Consider the following 14,894-nt stretch of genomic DNA (forward strand, 5'->3'; position numbering starts at 1 on the left):
CCGGATGCTCGAGATGACCGCCGACGAATTCGAGGCGCTCGTGGGCGACGAACTCGACCAGTTGCCCGACGACATGCTCGACGGCCTCGACAACGTGGTCTTCGTGGTCGACGACCGGCCTGAAGACGGCAGCCCCGACCTGCTCGGCCTCTACGACGGAGTCGCCGTCACCGAGCGCGGCCAGTACGGCTTCGGCGAGATGCCCGACCGCATCACGGTCTACCGCGAGCCGCTGCTCGCCATCTGCGACGACGTCGAAGAGCTCCGCGACCAGGTGCACGTCACCCTGGTGCACGAGATCGCCCACTACTACGGCATCGACGACGAGCGGCTGCACGAGCTCGGCTGGGGCTGAACGCGAACGCAGCCGATAAGGCCGTGGCTTCTGCTGCGCCCGTGCGCGCTTCACAGAACATCGTGACCCACCCACCGGCGTCGCTCCCGGGCGCTGTCGGCGGTCACCCCTAGCCTGGTGCCATGGCAGCCTCCCCCGCGCGCAAGGCCCTCCGCGCCGTCGTGATCGTCGTCGGTGTCGTCGTGATCCTCGCGGTCGGCGTCTACGGTCCGGCGACGCTGGTGGGTCCGCTGCCGGGGGCCACCGCCACGGTCGTCGACACCGGCGCCGAATCGGCCAGCACGGGGGCGCCCACCGTGCCGGAGACCGGTGCGAGCGCGATCGTCGCCGAGTCGTCGGGCGGCGTGCTCGCCTCGGGGGGCATCGCCGAGCCCGTGCCCCTCGGCGGTACGGCCAAGATCATCACCGCCCTCGTCGTGCTCGACGCCAAGCCGCTCGCGGCGGGCGCCGCCGGCGAGCAGGTCACCGTCACGGCCGACGACTACGCCTCCTACGTGCAGTACCTCAGCGAACGCGCCCGAGCCATCTCATTCATCACCGGCGAGCAGTGGACGCAGCGGCAGATGCTCGAGGCCATGCTCCTCGGCTCGAGCAACAACCACGCCGACGCCCTCGCCCGTTGGGCCTTCGGCTCGATGGACGGTTACCTGACGGCCGCGCAGGACTGGCTCACCGAGAAGGGCTTCACGACGGTGCAGCTCGTCGACGCGACCGGGCTCGCCGAGGGCGACGTCGGCAGCGCATCCGACCTCGCGCAGATCGCCGCGTTGGCCGGTGCCGACCCGGCCGTCGCCGAGATCATGGCGAGCGAGAGCGTCACGGTGAACGGCAACCGCTCGGTCGAGAACCTGGCCGCCTACGCCGTCGACAAGGGCTACCGGATGCTCTCCCGCAGCTACACCGACGAGGCCGGGGTCTGCGTGCTCTTCGCCCTCGACGTCACCCCGGCCGGCGCCGAGGGCACGGTGCGGCTCTACGGTGCGTTCCTGCGCGAGCCCGACTGGGAGACGCTCGACGCCGACCTCACCACCCTCGCCGAGTCGGCGGCCACCACGGTGCGCGCCACCCCGGTCGTCACCGAGGGGCAGAGCTTCGTCAGCTACAGCACGGCCTGGGGCGAGAGCGCGAACGGCGTCGCGATGGGCACCGAGAGCCGCCTGCTCTGGGCCACGACACCGCTGCAGTACGACGTCGACGCCAAGCCGCTCAGCACGGGCTCGAAGGGCGAGCAGATCGGCAGCGTCACCGTCACCACGCCCGACGGTCCGCTGAACGTGCTGCTCGAGCTCGACGGCCGCCTCGGCGACCCGGGGCCCATCTGGCGGCTCACCCACCCGGTGCCGGTGATCGAGGCCTTCATCGCTTCCCGCTTCGGCTGACCGCTCGGGCCCTTCGGGCGACGTCGACCTCAGGTGGGCGTCGACCTCAGGTGGGCGTCGACCTCAGGTCGGCACGACGACCGTCGCCACCGCCCGAGGCTGCTCCCGGGCCACGAAGCCGCGCCACTGCGCGTCCCACCGCTCCCACTCGCGGGCGTACAGCTCGCCGTCCCGCTCCAGCGCCCGGCGCTTCCGCTCCACGTCGTCGGCCTCCACCCACACCGCGAGGTCGGCCAGCTCGACGGCGCGCCGGCTCATCGTCCCGCAGCCCTCCACGATGAGCGGATGCGCGGGGTCGACCCCGTGCCACTCCGCAGCCGCGTCGGCGGCCCAGTCCCAGCGCCGCCACCCCGCGGGCAGTCCGGCCCGCAGCGGCTCCAGGAGCTCGGTCACCAGCTGCGAGCTCGCCGCCTCGAGCCCGTCCCACCCGGGATAGATGTCGTCGAGGTGCACGACGGTCGGGGTGTCCGCCCCGACCCAGCCCGCGCGCATCCGCTCGGCCAGGGCCGTCTTGCCCGAGCCGCTCGGCCCGTCGATCAGGATCACCGTCATCGTCGACCCCTCACCCCAGCACGAAGTTGACGGATCCGGTGGCGATCGAGGTGCCGAGCGCCACGGCGCCGATCGCGACACCGATCAGCACGAGCATCCAGTCGCGCGCTGCGAATCGCGACGGACGCGCCCAGGTGCGCACGGTGCTGCCGCCGAAGCCGCGCGCCTCCATCGCGGTCGCGAGCTTGCTGCCGCGCCGGAGCGAGAGCACGAGCAGCGCGAACGCCTGGTTGAGGAAGCGCCGGAGGCGGCCGGTGTCGCCGATCCCGCGGGCCCGGCGGGCGAGCTCGAGCTGGCGCCAGTCATCGAGGAAGAGCCCCACCAAGCGCAGCGCCGCCAGCGCGCCGAGCACGAAGCGGCTCGGCAGCTTCACCACCTGGGCGAGCCCGTCGGCGAGATCGGTGGGGTCGATCGTCGCGAAGAGCACCACGGCGGGCAGCCCGATCGCGAGGATGCGCAGCGCCGACGCCAGCGCGAGCTGCACCGACCCCTCCGTGACGTGGATCAGCCCGAACTCGAAATACGCCGCCCCCGACGGCAGCCCGTAGAGCACGGTGGTGACGCCGGCCAGCGGAGCGGCGATCCAGATCGCGGCCGTGCGCCGGAAGAACGCCCGCACGCCCAGCCCGGCCCCCACGAACAGCACGCTCTCGAGTACCAGGGCGACCAGCGCCGACACCCAGTCGATCGTCACCAGCAGGAACAGGCTCAGCACGAGCGACGCGGCGAGCTTCGCCACGGGGTTCACGGCGTAGATGCGTCCGGTGCCGCGCACCGGGGTCAGCACGCTCACGAGTCGCCACCTACCGGGGTGACCACGAGCTCGTGGTCGGCCAGGGCGTCGATGAAGGCGCGGTCGTGCGTGACGGCGACCACCGCCGTGCCCCGGTCGAGCTGCTCGCCGAGCAGCCGCACGAGCTCGGCCCAGGTGCGCGAGTCCTGGCCGAAGGTCGGTTCGTCGAGCACCAGCACCGCCGGCCGCGCAACCAGCACCGACGCGACCGAGAGACGCCGCTTCTCGCCGCCCGAGAGCGTGTAGGGGTTCGCGGTGAGCAGCCCGTCGAGCCGCAGCCGGCCGGCGACGTCGGCGACCCGCTCGGCGATCTCGTCCGCGTCCAGGCGAAGCGCCTTCAGCGCGATCTCGAGCTCGCCACGAACGGTGCCGGCGACGAACTGGTGCTCCGGGTCCTGAAAGACGGTGCCGATGCGAGTGAGCAACTCCCGCGACGGCCAGGCGAACGGATGCTCGCCCAGCCGCCGCCCGTGCACCCCACCCCGCCGGCGCGCACGCCGCACCGCGCGGCGGCGCGCTCGCGCACCCCGCCCACCCGCGTCCCCGCCCGCGGCCCCTGTCCCCGCCGACGCTCCCGCCCCACTCGCGGCGCCGCCCGCCGGAGCCACGGGGTCGCCGCTCAGCGCCGGCAGCGCACGCAGCACCCCCGACTCGGGCTCGAGCAGCCCCGCGAGGGTCAGCGCGAGCGTCGACTTCCCGGCACCGTTCGGCCCCGTCAGCGCGAGCGCCGACGCCCGGGTCACCTCGAGGTCGAGGCCTCGGGCCGCGGCGACGCCGGGCGTTCGGCCGACGGCGAGTTCGGCCGTCGCCAGCAGCGCGGTCCGCGCATCCGGAGCCGACGACGCACCGCGCCGAGCCGGCCGCCCCTCGAGCGGATCGAAGCCCGGCACCCACACCCCGCCCCGCGCGAGCTCGGCGCCGCGCTCGCGCAGCACCGTCGCGGGGTCGCCGTCAGCCAGCACGCCGCCGCCGGGCTCCAGCACGATGACGCGGTCGACGACGTCGAGCCAGACGTCGACGCGGTGCTCGATGACGACGAAGGTGGCGTTCGAGGCGCTTACGACGGCGGCCACCGCGTCCCGCACCTCGGACACACCGGCCGGGTCGAGGTTCGCCGTCGGCTCGTCGAGCAGCACCACCTCCGGGCGCATCGCCAGCACCCCGGCGAGCGCCACCCGCTGCTTCTGTCCGCCCGAGAGCGCCGACGTCGGGCGGTCGAGCGGGAGGTCGAGGCCGACGGCGTCCATCGCCTGGTCGACGCGCCGCCAGATCTCGTCGCGCGGCACTCCGAGGTTCTCGCAACCGAACGCGATGTCGTCGCCGATGCGGGCGAGGGCGACCTGCGAGTCCGGGTCCTGCAGCACGAGGCCGGTGCGGCCGCGCGACTCGGCCGGAGCCCGGCCGCCGACCGTCAACATCCCCTCGTGCTCGCCCTCGTCGGCGCCGCCGAGCACGCCCGCGAAGGCGTGCACGAGCGTCGACTTGCCGGCGCCCGAGGCGCCGAGGAGGAGCACGCGCTCCCCCGGCTCGATCACGAGATCCAGGCCCCGCACCGCCCAGCCGGGGCGACCGGCGTGCCGCCAGCCCCAGCCCTCGGCGCGGAGGGTGGCGCCGACGGGAGGCGCCGGGCGAGCATCCGGAACCGCCACCCGAGTCGACCTCGTCACGCCCGCGCCGACGCCTCTCGGGCCGTGACCTCGCGGCCCGCGGCGAAGCGGTTGAGCGCGCCGGTCGACGCGAGCGCCCGCACGATCAGCCACGACAGCAGCCCGGCGACGATCGAGGCGCCGATCACCGCGGCGATCACGTAGATCGTCTTGAAGTCGGCGCCGAGCGCCGGGTACCACAACACGATGTCGTTGATGCCCATGGCGAGACCGGCGCCCGCGCCCGCGAGCACGGCCACGTAGGCGCGGTAGTTGCCGTAGAGGAACAGCGCGAACACGAGCTCGGCGCCGAGGCCCTGCACGAGGCCCGCCTCGAGCGTGAGCACGCCCCACTGGGTGCCGACGAGCGCCGACACGGTGGCGGCGACGAGCTCGGTGTAGATGGCGGCGCCGGGCTTCCGGATGATCAGCCCACCGAGCACGCCGGCGAACAGCCACACCCCGCCGATGGCCGACTGGAGGCCCGGGAGCACGGCCTCGAGGCCGGCGCTGAAGGGCGAGTAGGTGAGGTTCCAGACCCAGAAGATGAGTCCGGCGGCGACACCGATGACGCTGGCGATGACGATGTCGACCACCCGCCATTTCAGCGTCGGGCGGGGGCGGGTCGCGGCGGCGGCCGCGGGCTTGCTGATGGTGGAATGCACTGTTCGTGCCCTTTCATTCGGTGGAAGGGGCACGGGTCGGGCGTGCGGCTGATGCCGACGCACCTCGAGATGCCTCCCTGCGCTGGCATGATCCAGATCAGGTTCGACGGTCGAAGGTTGAGAACCTTCCTCTCAGCCCGGCTCACCGGACTCCCGTGTGCCCCCAGTATAGGCACCGCCCCCGCTCCTGTGGATAACCCGTTCCGGGCCACCCCAGTCAGGCAGACTGCCCGCCATGCCCCGTCACGTGCCCCTTCCCGTGCAGCTCGGCACCGATCCCTTCACCATCCACGAGGGCTCGGCGGCGGGCCTGAGCGAGAAAAGGATGCGCGGCTCCGACCTCGCGGCCCCGTTCCCCGCCGTCCGGATGTCCGCGACCATCCAGCTCGACCTCCGCACCACGTGCCGGGCGTACTCGGGCCGGCTTCGACCGGGAGAGGTCTTCTCGCACGTCACCGCCGCGCGCCTCTGGGGCATCCCCGTCGACGACGAGTGGGCGGAATCGGAGCCGCTTCACGTCTCCATCCCGGCACCTGGGCGGGCGGCGCGCGGCCGCGGGGTGCACGGGCACCGGCTCGCCCGCGCCGGACGGCAGCGCGTCACCGTCGCCGGCCTGCCGACGATCGACCCGGTCTCGGTCTGGCTGCAGCTCGCCGAGTCGCTGTCGTTCCCCGGTCTCGTCGCCGCGGGCGACTACCTCGTGCGACGTCCTCCCCGGAGCGAGGACCCGCGCCGACCCTTCTGCGATCGGGAGCACCTCGTGCAGCGTGCCGACAGCACGTCCGGACGCGGTGCGGCGTCGGCGCGGAAAGCGGCAGCACTCGTCCGCGAGGGGTCGGACTCGCCGCAGGAGTCGCGGCTGAGGCTCGCGCTGGTGGGGTCGGGGCTGCCGGAACCCGAGCTGAACCCCGAGCTCCGCAGCGCATCCGGCCGTTTCGTCGCCCGCGTAGACATGCTGTACCGCACTGAGCGCGTGATCGTGGAGTACGACGGCGACCAGCACCGCACGGACCGGCGCCAGTACGACCGGGACATCCGGCGGATCGACGCCCTGCACGACCTGGGCTGGACGGTCATCCGCATCCGCAGCCCGCAGATGCGCCACGACGCCACGGAGGCGACCGCCCTGGTCCGCCGCGCCCTGTCCCGCCACGGCTCGATCGAGTTTCCCCTTTCGGCCCTATAACCGCCGTTTTAGGGCGGAAAGGGGAAACTCGATGGGGGGGTCAGCGCTTGAGGGCGCGGATGATGCGGGCCAGGGCGTGGCCCGTGGTCCAGACGAGGGGGATCGCCACCGCGGCGAGCGCCACGACGTTCGGCTGGAAGACCGCGGTTCCGCCCGAGGCCACGTACGCTCCGATCGGGATGGTCGCCCCGCCCCCGCCGAAGCCCTCGCCGCCGGCGTCGCCCGCCGCGATGCGTTCGGTGACGGTGCCGGGCGAGGAGGCGGTGCCGGTGCCACCGCCGAAGCCCGACCAGGCGAGCGCGACGGGCACGATGGTGGCGCCGTCAATCTCGACGGGGGCGCCGTACGCGGCGTCGATGCCGAGCTTCTTCAGGGAGTCGGTCAGGGTTTCCACGAGGTCGGCCATGGGGCAACGCTACAGCGCGGGTGGCGGCGGGTACAGAGCCCGCTCGATGTGGAGCGTCGGCGAGAAACCGGTACGGTGAGGGCCGACCGTGCACGACGTCACCACCCCCACCACGAGGAGACCAGATGCAGTCCTGGCCAGGATCCGCCTACCCGCTCGGAGCCACCTACGACGGAAGCGGAACCAACTTCGCACTGTTCAGCGAAGCGGCCCAGCGCGTCGAGCTCTGCCTCTTCGACGACGCCGGCACCGAGACCCGGGTCGAGCTGTTCGAGGTCGACGCCTACGTCTGGCACGCCTACCTCCCGCAGGTGCAGCCCGGCCAGCGCTACGGCTACCGGGTGCACGGCGAGTACGACCCGAAGACGGGGCAGCGCTCGAACCCGAACAAGCTGCTGCTCGACCCGTACGCCAAGGCCACGGCCGGCGAGATCGACTGGGACCAGTCGCTCTTCTCGTACACCTTCGGCGACCCCGACTCGGTGAACGACGAGGACAGCGCCCCGCACATGACCCTCGGCGTCGTGATCAACCCGTTCTTCGACTGGTCGGGCGACCGCAAGCTCGGCATCCCGTACAGCGAGACGGTGATCTACGAGGCCCACGTGAAGGGTCTCACCGAGCTGCACCCGGCCATACCCGAAGAGCAGCGGGGCACCTATGCGGCGGTCGCGCATCCGGCGATCATCGACCACCTGAAGAAGCTCGGGGTGACCGCGATCGAACTGATGCCCGTGCACCAGTTCGTGAACGACAGCGTGCTGCTCGACAAGGGCCTCAGCAACTACTGGGGCTACAACACGATCGGCTTCTTCGCGCCGCACAACTCCTACTCCTCGACCGGCGACCGCGGTCAGCAGGTGCAGGAGTTCAAGGGCATGGTGAAGTCGCTGCACGCGGCGGGCATCGAGGTCATCCTCGACGTGGTCTACAACCACACCGCCGAGGGCAACCACCTGGGCCCGACGCTGTCGTTCCGCGGCATCGACAACGGCGCCTACTACCGCCTGGTCGAGGACGACCTGCGCTACTACATGGACTACACCGGCACGGGCAACACCCTGAACGTGCGCCACCCGCACTCGCTGCAGCTGATCATGGACTCGCTGCGCTACTGGGTCACCGAGATGCACGTCGACGGCTTCCGATTCGACCTCGCCAGCGCCCTGGCCCGCGAGTTCTACGACGTCGACCGCCTGTCGACCTTCTTCGAGCTCGTGCAGCAGGATCCGGTGGTCTCGCAGGTGAAGCTGATCGCCGAGCCCTGGGACGTCGGCCCCGGCGGCTACCAGGTGGGCAACTTCCCGCCCCAGTGGACGGAGTGGAACGGGAAGTACCGCGACACCGTGCGCGACTTCTGGCGCGGCGAGCCCAGCACGCTGGGTGAGTTCGCGAGCCGCTTCACGGGCAGCGCCGACCTCTACGAGCACTCGGGCCGCCGCCCCGTGGCGAGCATCAACTTCGTCACGGCCCACGACGGCTTCACCCTGCGCGACCTCGTCAGCTACAACGAGAAGCACAACGAGGCCAACGGCGAGGACAACAACGACGGCGAATCGCACAACCGCTCCTGGAACTGCGGCGTCGAGGGTCCGACCGACGACGCCCGCGTGCTCGGCCTCCGCGCCCGTCAGCAGCGCAACTTCATCGCCACGCTGCTGCTCAGCCAGGGTGTGCCCATGCTCCTGCACGGCGACGAGCTCGGCCGCACGCAGCTCGGCAACAACAACACCTACGCGCAGGACTCGCCGCTCACCTGGATCCACTGGGACCAGGAGGACCAGCCGCTGATCGACTTCACCGCCGCCGTGCTCCGGCTGCGGAAGGAGCATCCGACCTTCCGGCGCAGCCGCTTCTTCGACGGCCGCCCGGTGCGGCGTGGAGCGGGCGAGCCGCTGCCCGACATCGTCTGGCTCACCGCCGACGCCGTCGAGATGTCGCCCGAGGACTGGGACTCCGGCCTGTCGCGCTCGGTCGGCCTGTTCCTGAACGGTCAGGGCATCTCAGGCCGCGACCCCCGCGGTCAGCGCCTCACCGACGTCAACTTCCTGCTCTACTTCAACGCCCACGACGAGGACGAGCAGTTCGCCCTCCCCACCGCCGAGTACGGCGAGGGGTGGGACGTCGTGATCGACACCGCGGGAGAGGCGGCGGATTCCCAGGTCTTCACCGCTGGCGGCGAGGTCAACGTCAGGGCACGATCGATGGTGGTGCTACGGGTCCATCAGGAGCCCGAGACCGAGCCCGACCACTCCGTCGCCGCGTCGTTGACCGCACAGGCCGACACCACGACACAGGCCATCCCGATCGTTCCGACGGTGGTGTAGTCAGGGGAGGGCACCAGAGAATCCACCACGCAGAAAGAGGGCAGCGGATGCGCACCCCCCGTTCCACCTATCGCTTCCAGCTCACCGCCGACTTCACGCTGCAGCACGCGGCGCGGCTGGTGCCCTACCTCAAGCGGCTCGGGGTGGACTGGGTCTACCTCTCCCCCATCCTGCAGGCCGAGGAGGGCTCCGAGCACGGCTACGACGTCACCGACCACTCCCGCATCGACGTCTCGCGCGGCGGCGAGGAGGGTCTCCGCGAGCTCTCCGAGGCGGCCCACGACGCCGGCCTCGGTGTGCTCGTCGACATCGTGCCGAACCACGTCGGCGTCGCGACCCCGTCGCAGAACCCCTGGTGGTGGGACCTCCTGACGCACGGCCGCGCCAGCCGCTACGCCGAGGCCTTCGACATCGACTGGGAGGCCGGCAACGGGCGCCTGCTCCTCCCCGTGCTCGGCGACGACTCGCTCGACGCGCTCACCCTCCAAGACGACCGCACGATCCTCGCCTACTACGACAACCGCTACCCGGTCGCTCCCGGCACGGCCGACGACGGGGCGGATGCGCAGACCGTCCACGAGCGCCAGAGCTACGAGCTGGTGAACTGGCGCCGCGAGGGCACCGACCTCAACTACCGCCGCTTCTTCGCGGTGTCGACGCTCGCCGCCATCCGCGTCGAGGAGCCGTGGGTGTTCGACGAGTCGCACGCCGAGATCGGCCGCTGGTTCCGCGAGGGGCTCGTCGACGGGCTGCGGGTCGACCACCCCGACGGCCTGGCCGACCCGGGCGGGTACATCGAGCGGCTGTCCGAGCTGACCGATGGGGCATACATCCTGATCGAGAAGATCCTCGAGGGCGACGAGCCGCTCGAGCCGTCCTGGCCCTCGGCCGGCACCACGGGCTACGACGCACTCGCCGGCATCGACCGCCTGTTCGTCGACCCCGAGGGCGAGGCCGGTCTCGACCGCCTCGACGTCGCGCTGCGCGAGGGTGTCGAGACCCAGGGCGCCGCGGCCGACCGCTATCGCGCGCTGATCCACGACACCAAGCGCGACGTGGCCGACGGCATCCTGCAGGCCGAGGTGCGCCGGCTCGCCCGCGACATCGAGCGCGCCGGCGGTCTCCCGACGCCCACCGAGAAGACGGTGGTCCAGGATGCTCTCGCCGAGCTCCTGGCCTGCTTCCCCGTCTACCGCTCCTACCTCCCCGCCGGCCGCGAGCACCTCGACGAGGCCCTCACCCTGGCGCTGGAGCACCGCCCCGACCTCGACGCCGTGCTGCGCGAGGTCGCCGAGGTGCTCGGTCGCACCGGCACCGCCCCGAGCATCCGGTTCCAGCAGACGTCGGGCATGGTGATGGCGAAGGGCGTGGAGGACTGCGCTTTCTACCGTTTCACCCGGCTGACGAGCCTCACCGAGGTGGGCGCCGACCCCGACGACTTCAGCTGGAGCCCCGAGCGCTTCCATGCGGCCCAGCGCCGCCGGCTCGAGACCGTGCCGCACTCCATGACGACGCTCTCGACCCACGACACGAAGCGCTCGGAGGACGTGCGCGCCCGCATCACGACGCTCGCCGAGACGCCGGACGGCTGGGCCGGCACCCTCGAGAAGCTGCGCTCGCGCCACCCCCTCGGCGACGGACCGCTCGAGAACCTGCTCTGGCAGGCGATCGTCGGCTCCTGGCCGATCAGCCGCGAGCGCGCCCAGGCCTACGCCACGAAGGCGTCCCGCGAGGCCGGCAACACGACGGCCTGGCTCGACGTCGACGAGGAGTTCGAGGAGAGCATGGCCGCGGCGATCGACGCGGTCTACGACGACGAGATCACCGCCGGACTGGTCACGAGCGCGGTCGCCGCGGTCGAGGCCGCCGGTCGCTCGAACTCGCTGGGCGAGAAGCTGGTGCAGCTGACCACGACGGGCATGCCCGACGTCTACCAGGGCTCCGAACTGTGGGACCTGTCGCTCGTCGACCCCGACAACCGCCGCGCGGTCGACTACGAGCTGCGCTCCGACCTGCTGGCCGCCATCGAGGCCGGCGAGCCGCCGGTGCTCGAGGAGGGCGCCGACGACACCGGGGCCGTGAAGCTGCTCGTCACCACCTCGGCGCTGAAGCTCCGACGCGACCGTCCCGAGCTGTTCGAGGGCTACGAGCCGCTCGAGCCGCGCGGGTCGGCCGCCCGCCACGCGGTAGCGTTCGACCGCGGCGGCGCCGTGACCGTCGTGACCCGTCTGCCCATCGGCCTAGCCCGCCACGGCGGCTGGGACGACACCACCCTCGAGCTGCCCGAGGCGCGGAACGGCTACGCCGACGCGCTGACCGGCCGGCTCTACCGCGACGGATCCGTGCGGCTGGCCGAGCTGCTCGCCACCTACCCCGTCGCCCTGCTGCAGAGGATCGAATCATGACCGAGAGTGACTACCGCGTCTGGGCGCCCCGCGCCTCGAAGGTCGAGCTGGTGCTCGCCGACGGGAGCGGGCGCAGCGAGCATCCGATGACCGTGGACGGCGACGGCTGGTGGAGCCCCGCCGCCGACGTCGAATGGATGCCCGGCACCGACTACGGCTACCTGCTCGACGGTGAGGGCCCCTACCCCGACCCGCGCTCGCGCCGCCAGCCCGAAGGGGTGCACGGGCTCTCGCGCACCGACGACCCGTCGGCCTTCGAGTGGCACGACGCCGACTGGACGGGGCTGCCGATCGACAGTGCCGAGATCTACGAGCTGCACGTCGGCACGTTCACCCCCGAGGGCACCCTCGAGGCGGCCGCCGCGCCCGACAAGCTCGAGCACCTGCTCTCGATCGGCGTGACCCACGTCGAGCTGCTGCCCGTGAACGGGTTCAACGGCACCCACAACTGGGGCTACGACGGGGTGGCGTGGTTCACCGTGCACGAGGGCTACGGCGGGCCCGAGGCGTACCGGCGGTTCGTGGACGCGTGCCACGCGGCCGGCCTCGCGGTGATCCAGGACGTGGTCTACAACCACCTCGGGCCGAGCGGCAACTACCTGCCGCTGTACGGCCCGTACCTGAGCGACGCCCACAAGAACACCTGGGGCGTCTCGGTGAACCTCGACAAGGAGGGCTCGTCGGAGGTGCGGCGGTTCATCCTCGACAACGCGCAGCTGTGGCTGCGGGACTACCACGTCGACGGGTTGCGGCTGGATGCGGTGCACGCGCTGGTCGACGACAGCCCGACGCACCTGCTGGCCGAGCTGGCCGCGGAGGCCGACGCGCTGTCGGAGTCGACGGGCATCAAGCGGCTCGTCGTCGCGGAGAGCGACCTGAACGACCCCGTGATGTTCCTGCCCCGCGAGGGCGACCCCCGGGCCGCCGGCGCCCAGGGCACCGGCTACGGGCTCGACGGGCAGTGGAGCGACGACTTCCACCACGCCGTGCACGTCAACCTGACGGGTGAGACGGCGGGCTACTACGCCGACTTCGACTCGGTGGGGGCACTGGCGAAGGTGCTGACGCGCGGCTTCTTCCACGACGGCACCTACTCGAGCTTCCGAGAGCGGATGCACGGGGTGGAGCTCGACCGTGCCACCACGTCGCCCTGGCGGCTCGTGGTGGCGTCGCAGACCCACGACCAGATCGGCAACCGCGCCACCGGCGACCGGCTCACCGCGACCCTCGAGCCCGACCGCCTCGCGATCGCCGCCGCCCTCACCCTGCTCGGCCCGTTCACCCCGATGCTGTTCATGGGCGAGGAGTGGGGCGCGTCGACGCCGTGGCAGTTCTTCACCTCGCACCCCGAGCCCGAGCTCGGCGAGGCGACCGCGAAGGGCCGGATCGAGGAGTTCTCGAAGCACGGGTGGGACCCGGCGATCGTGCCCGACCCGCAGGACCCGGAGACGTTCCGGAACTCGAAGCTCGACTGGGACGAGCTCGGTACGGCGCCTCACGCCGGGGTGCTCGAGGTCTACCGGCGGCTCGCGGCGATCCGCCGCACGCTGCCGGCGGGCGACGATCTGACCCTGGCCGACGTGAACGTCGAGTTCGACGAGGACGCGCGATGGCTCGTGCTGTCGCGGCCGTCGATCGTCGTGATCGTGAACCTCGGCGAGGAGCGGCTCGACGCGGGCACGGTGGCGCGGGTGGCGCCGCTCGCCGGCGAAGCGCTGCTCGACTCGCACGCGGTGCTGCACGGGCCGACCGCGACGACGCCCGACGAGGCCGCGGGCCGACCGGCAGGCGTGGCCGCGCGGTCGGTCGTGGTGGCGCGCCAGCAGTAGCGCTCACCGCGACGGCACCCGCCGCTACGAGCGGGTGCCGTTGCGGTCGGCGGTCTCGCCCGTCTTCGGCGCGCGCACGAGCGACGCCGGGCGCACCATGTCGGTGCCGAAACGCGCCGTAACGCGGTCGATCGTGAGCTCGGCCTCGCGCCAGCCCTCCGACGGCACCGTCTTGTCGGCCCACAGGGCCGGCTGGTGCATCGTGCCGTCGGCCTCGGAGAGCTGCTCGACGCGCACCCCGATCAGCCGGATGGCCTCGCCGCGGAGCCCCACGGCGTCGAAGATCGCGACCGCCTCCTCGTAGATGCGCCGCCCGAGGTCGGTGGGCTCGGCGAGGGTGCGCGAGCGTGTGATCGTGGTGAAGTCGCTGAACCGCAGCTTGAGCGCGACCGTGCGCCCCATCAGCCCGGCCGCCCGCAGCCGCACCGCGACGCGGCTCGCCTGGTGCAGCAGCTCGCGCTTCAGCACCTCGGTCGACCGCTCGTCGATGTCGAAGGTGCGCTCGTGCCCGACGCTCTTCTCCTGGCTCGCGGGCACCACCGAGCGGGTGTCGATGCCCTGCGCGAGCTCGTGCAGCTTCGACCCGGTCGCCTCGCCGACGGCCCGCACCAGCGCGTCGAGCGGGGTGTCGGCGATGTCGGCGACCGTGCGGAGGCCCAGCCGCTCGAGCTGCTCGGCCGTCTTGGCGCCCACACCCCAGAGCGCGCGCACCGGCAGGGGCCGCAGATAGGCCACCAGCTCAGAGGGGCGGATGACCAGCATGCCGTCGGGTTTGGCCCGACCCGAGGCGAGCTTCGCCATGAACTTCGTGGGCGCCACCCCCACCGAGCAGGGCAGCCCCGTCTGGGCGAGCACCCGCGCGCGCAGGTTCTGGGCGATGACGTCTGGCTCGCCGAGCAGCCGCCGGGCGCCCGAGACGTCGAGGAATGCCTCGTCGATGCTGAGCGGCTCGACGAGCGGCGTGACATCCCGGAACAGGGCCATCACCTGGCGCGAGTACTCCCGGTAGAGGTGCATGTGCGGCTCGAGCACGACCGCCTTCGGGCACAGCCGAAGGGCGGCGCCGACCGGCATGGCGGAGTGCACCCCGAACGCCCGGGCCTCGTAGGTGGCGCTCGTGACGACCGAACGCGGCGAGCGCCCTCCGACGATGACCGGGCGGCCCTTCAGCTCCGGATGGGACAGCAGCTCGACCGACGCGAAGAACGCATCCATGTCGACGTGCAGGATGGGCGGACTGGCCTCGCGCTCGGCGGACGCACCCTGGGACGGGGTGCCGGAGGGCGCTTCGGAGGTCACCCTCCGAGCCTAATCACGACCACCGACACCGAGGTCGTTCAGTCGCCGTCCA

The 14,894-nt window shown here is 72.1% G+C and carries 12 protein-coding genes; 6 read left to right on the plus strand and 6 right to left on the minus strand.

From position 1 onward, the window contains the following. Positions 1-4 precede the first annotated feature (4 nt). Complete coding sequence (locus tag NVV95_RS07655; protein WP_259485959.1) at positions 5-355, plus strand: metallopeptidase family protein; 351 nt, start codon at positions 5-7, stop codon at positions 353-355. Positions 356-477: 122 nt separating this feature from the next. After that, positions 478-1,734 carry a D-alanyl-D-alanine carboxypeptidase family protein gene (locus tag NVV95_RS07660; protein WP_259485960.1) on the plus strand — a complete coding sequence of 419 codons (1,257 nt, stop codon included), beginning with the start codon at positions 478-480 and terminating at the stop codon, positions 1,732-1,734. Between the two features lie 63 nt (positions 1,735-1,797). Here NVV95_RS07660 and NVV95_RS07665 read toward each other — a convergent pair whose 3' ends face one another. Genes NVV95_RS07665 through NVV95_RS07680 form a run of 4 tightly spaced genes read right to left on the minus strand, consistent with a single transcriptional unit; the run spans position 1,798 to position 5,390 of the window. Beyond that, positions 1,798-2,286 carry a nucleoside/nucleotide kinase family protein gene (locus NVV95_RS07665; RefSeq protein WP_259485961.1) on the minus strand — a complete coding sequence of 163 codons (489 nt, stop codon included), beginning with the start codon at positions 2,284-2,286 and terminating at the stop codon, positions 1,798-1,800. A 10-nt stretch (positions 2,287-2,296) separates the two neighbouring features. Next, complete coding sequence (locus tag NVV95_RS07670) at positions 2,297-3,079, minus strand: energy-coupling factor transporter transmembrane component T family protein (RefSeq protein ID WP_259485962.1); 783 nt, start codon at positions 3,077-3,079, stop codon at positions 2,297-2,299. Then, positions 3,076-4,746 carry an ABC transporter ATP-binding protein gene (locus NVV95_RS07675; RefSeq protein WP_259485963.1) on the minus strand — a complete coding sequence of 557 codons (1,671 nt, stop codon included), beginning with the start codon at positions 4,744-4,746 and terminating at the stop codon, positions 3,076-3,078. Before NVV95_RS07675 ends, NVV95_RS07670 begins: the two co-directional genes overlap by 4 nt. Further along, positions 4,743-5,390, minus strand: coding sequence for an ECF transporter S component (locus tag NVV95_RS07680; RefSeq protein WP_259485964.1), 648 nt, complete (start codon positions 5,388-5,390; stop codon positions 4,743-4,745). The genes NVV95_RS07675 and NVV95_RS07680 overlap by 4 nt, the downstream gene beginning before the upstream one ends. 235 nt (positions 5,391-5,625) lie before the next feature. Here NVV95_RS07680 and NVV95_RS07685 point away from each other — a divergent pair, with 235 nt between their 5' ends. Then, positions 5,626-6,576, plus strand: a complete 951-nt coding sequence (locus NVV95_RS07685; protein ID WP_259485965.1) for an endonuclease domain-containing protein — start codon at positions 5,626-5,628, stop codon at positions 6,574-6,576. Positions 6,577-6,616: 40 nt separating this feature from the next. Here the strand turns inward: NVV95_RS07685 and NVV95_RS07690 are convergent, their stop codons facing one another. Then, complete coding sequence (locus NVV95_RS07690) at positions 6,617-6,982, minus strand: hypothetical protein (RefSeq protein ID WP_259485966.1); 366 nt, start codon at positions 6,980-6,982, stop codon at positions 6,617-6,619. A 125-nt stretch (positions 6,983-7,107) separates the two neighbouring features. Between NVV95_RS07690 and glgX the strand changes: the two genes are divergently transcribed. From glgX to treZ, 3 genes are read left to right on the plus strand one after another with little or no spacing between them, the layout of a single operon-like run. Beyond that, entirely contained in the window at positions 7,108-9,309 is a 2,202-nt protein-coding gene (gene glgX / locus NVV95_RS07695; protein ID WP_259485967.1) for a glycogen debranching protein GlgX, read from the plus strand. A 47-nt stretch (positions 9,310-9,356) separates the two neighbouring features. Next, a complete protein-coding gene (treY, locus tag NVV95_RS07700; RefSeq protein WP_259485968.1) occupies positions 9,357-11,714 on the plus strand; it encodes a malto-oligosyltrehalose synthase in 2,358 nt (785 codons plus the stop codon). Continuing rightward, positions 11,711-13,543 carry a malto-oligosyltrehalose trehalohydrolase gene (gene treZ / locus NVV95_RS07705; RefSeq protein ID WP_259485969.1) on the plus strand — a complete coding sequence of 611 codons (1,833 nt, stop codon included), beginning with the start codon at positions 11,711-11,713 and terminating at the stop codon, positions 13,541-13,543. The genes treY and treZ overlap by 4 nt, the downstream gene beginning before the upstream one ends. 24 nt (positions 13,544-13,567) lie before the next feature. Here the strand turns inward: treZ and dinB are convergent, their stop codons facing one another. Next, positions 13,568-14,758, minus strand: coding sequence for a DNA polymerase IV (dinB, locus tag NVV95_RS07710; protein ID WP_375163801.1), 1,191 nt, complete (start codon positions 14,756-14,758; stop codon positions 13,568-13,570). Between the last annotated feature and the right edge of the window lie 136 nt (positions 14,759-14,894).

Source organism: Herbiconiux gentiana (genome assembly GCF_024978135.1).
Taxonomy (GTDB): domain Bacteria; phylum Actinomycetota; class Actinomycetes; order Actinomycetales; family Microbacteriaceae; genus Herbiconiux; species Herbiconiux gentiana.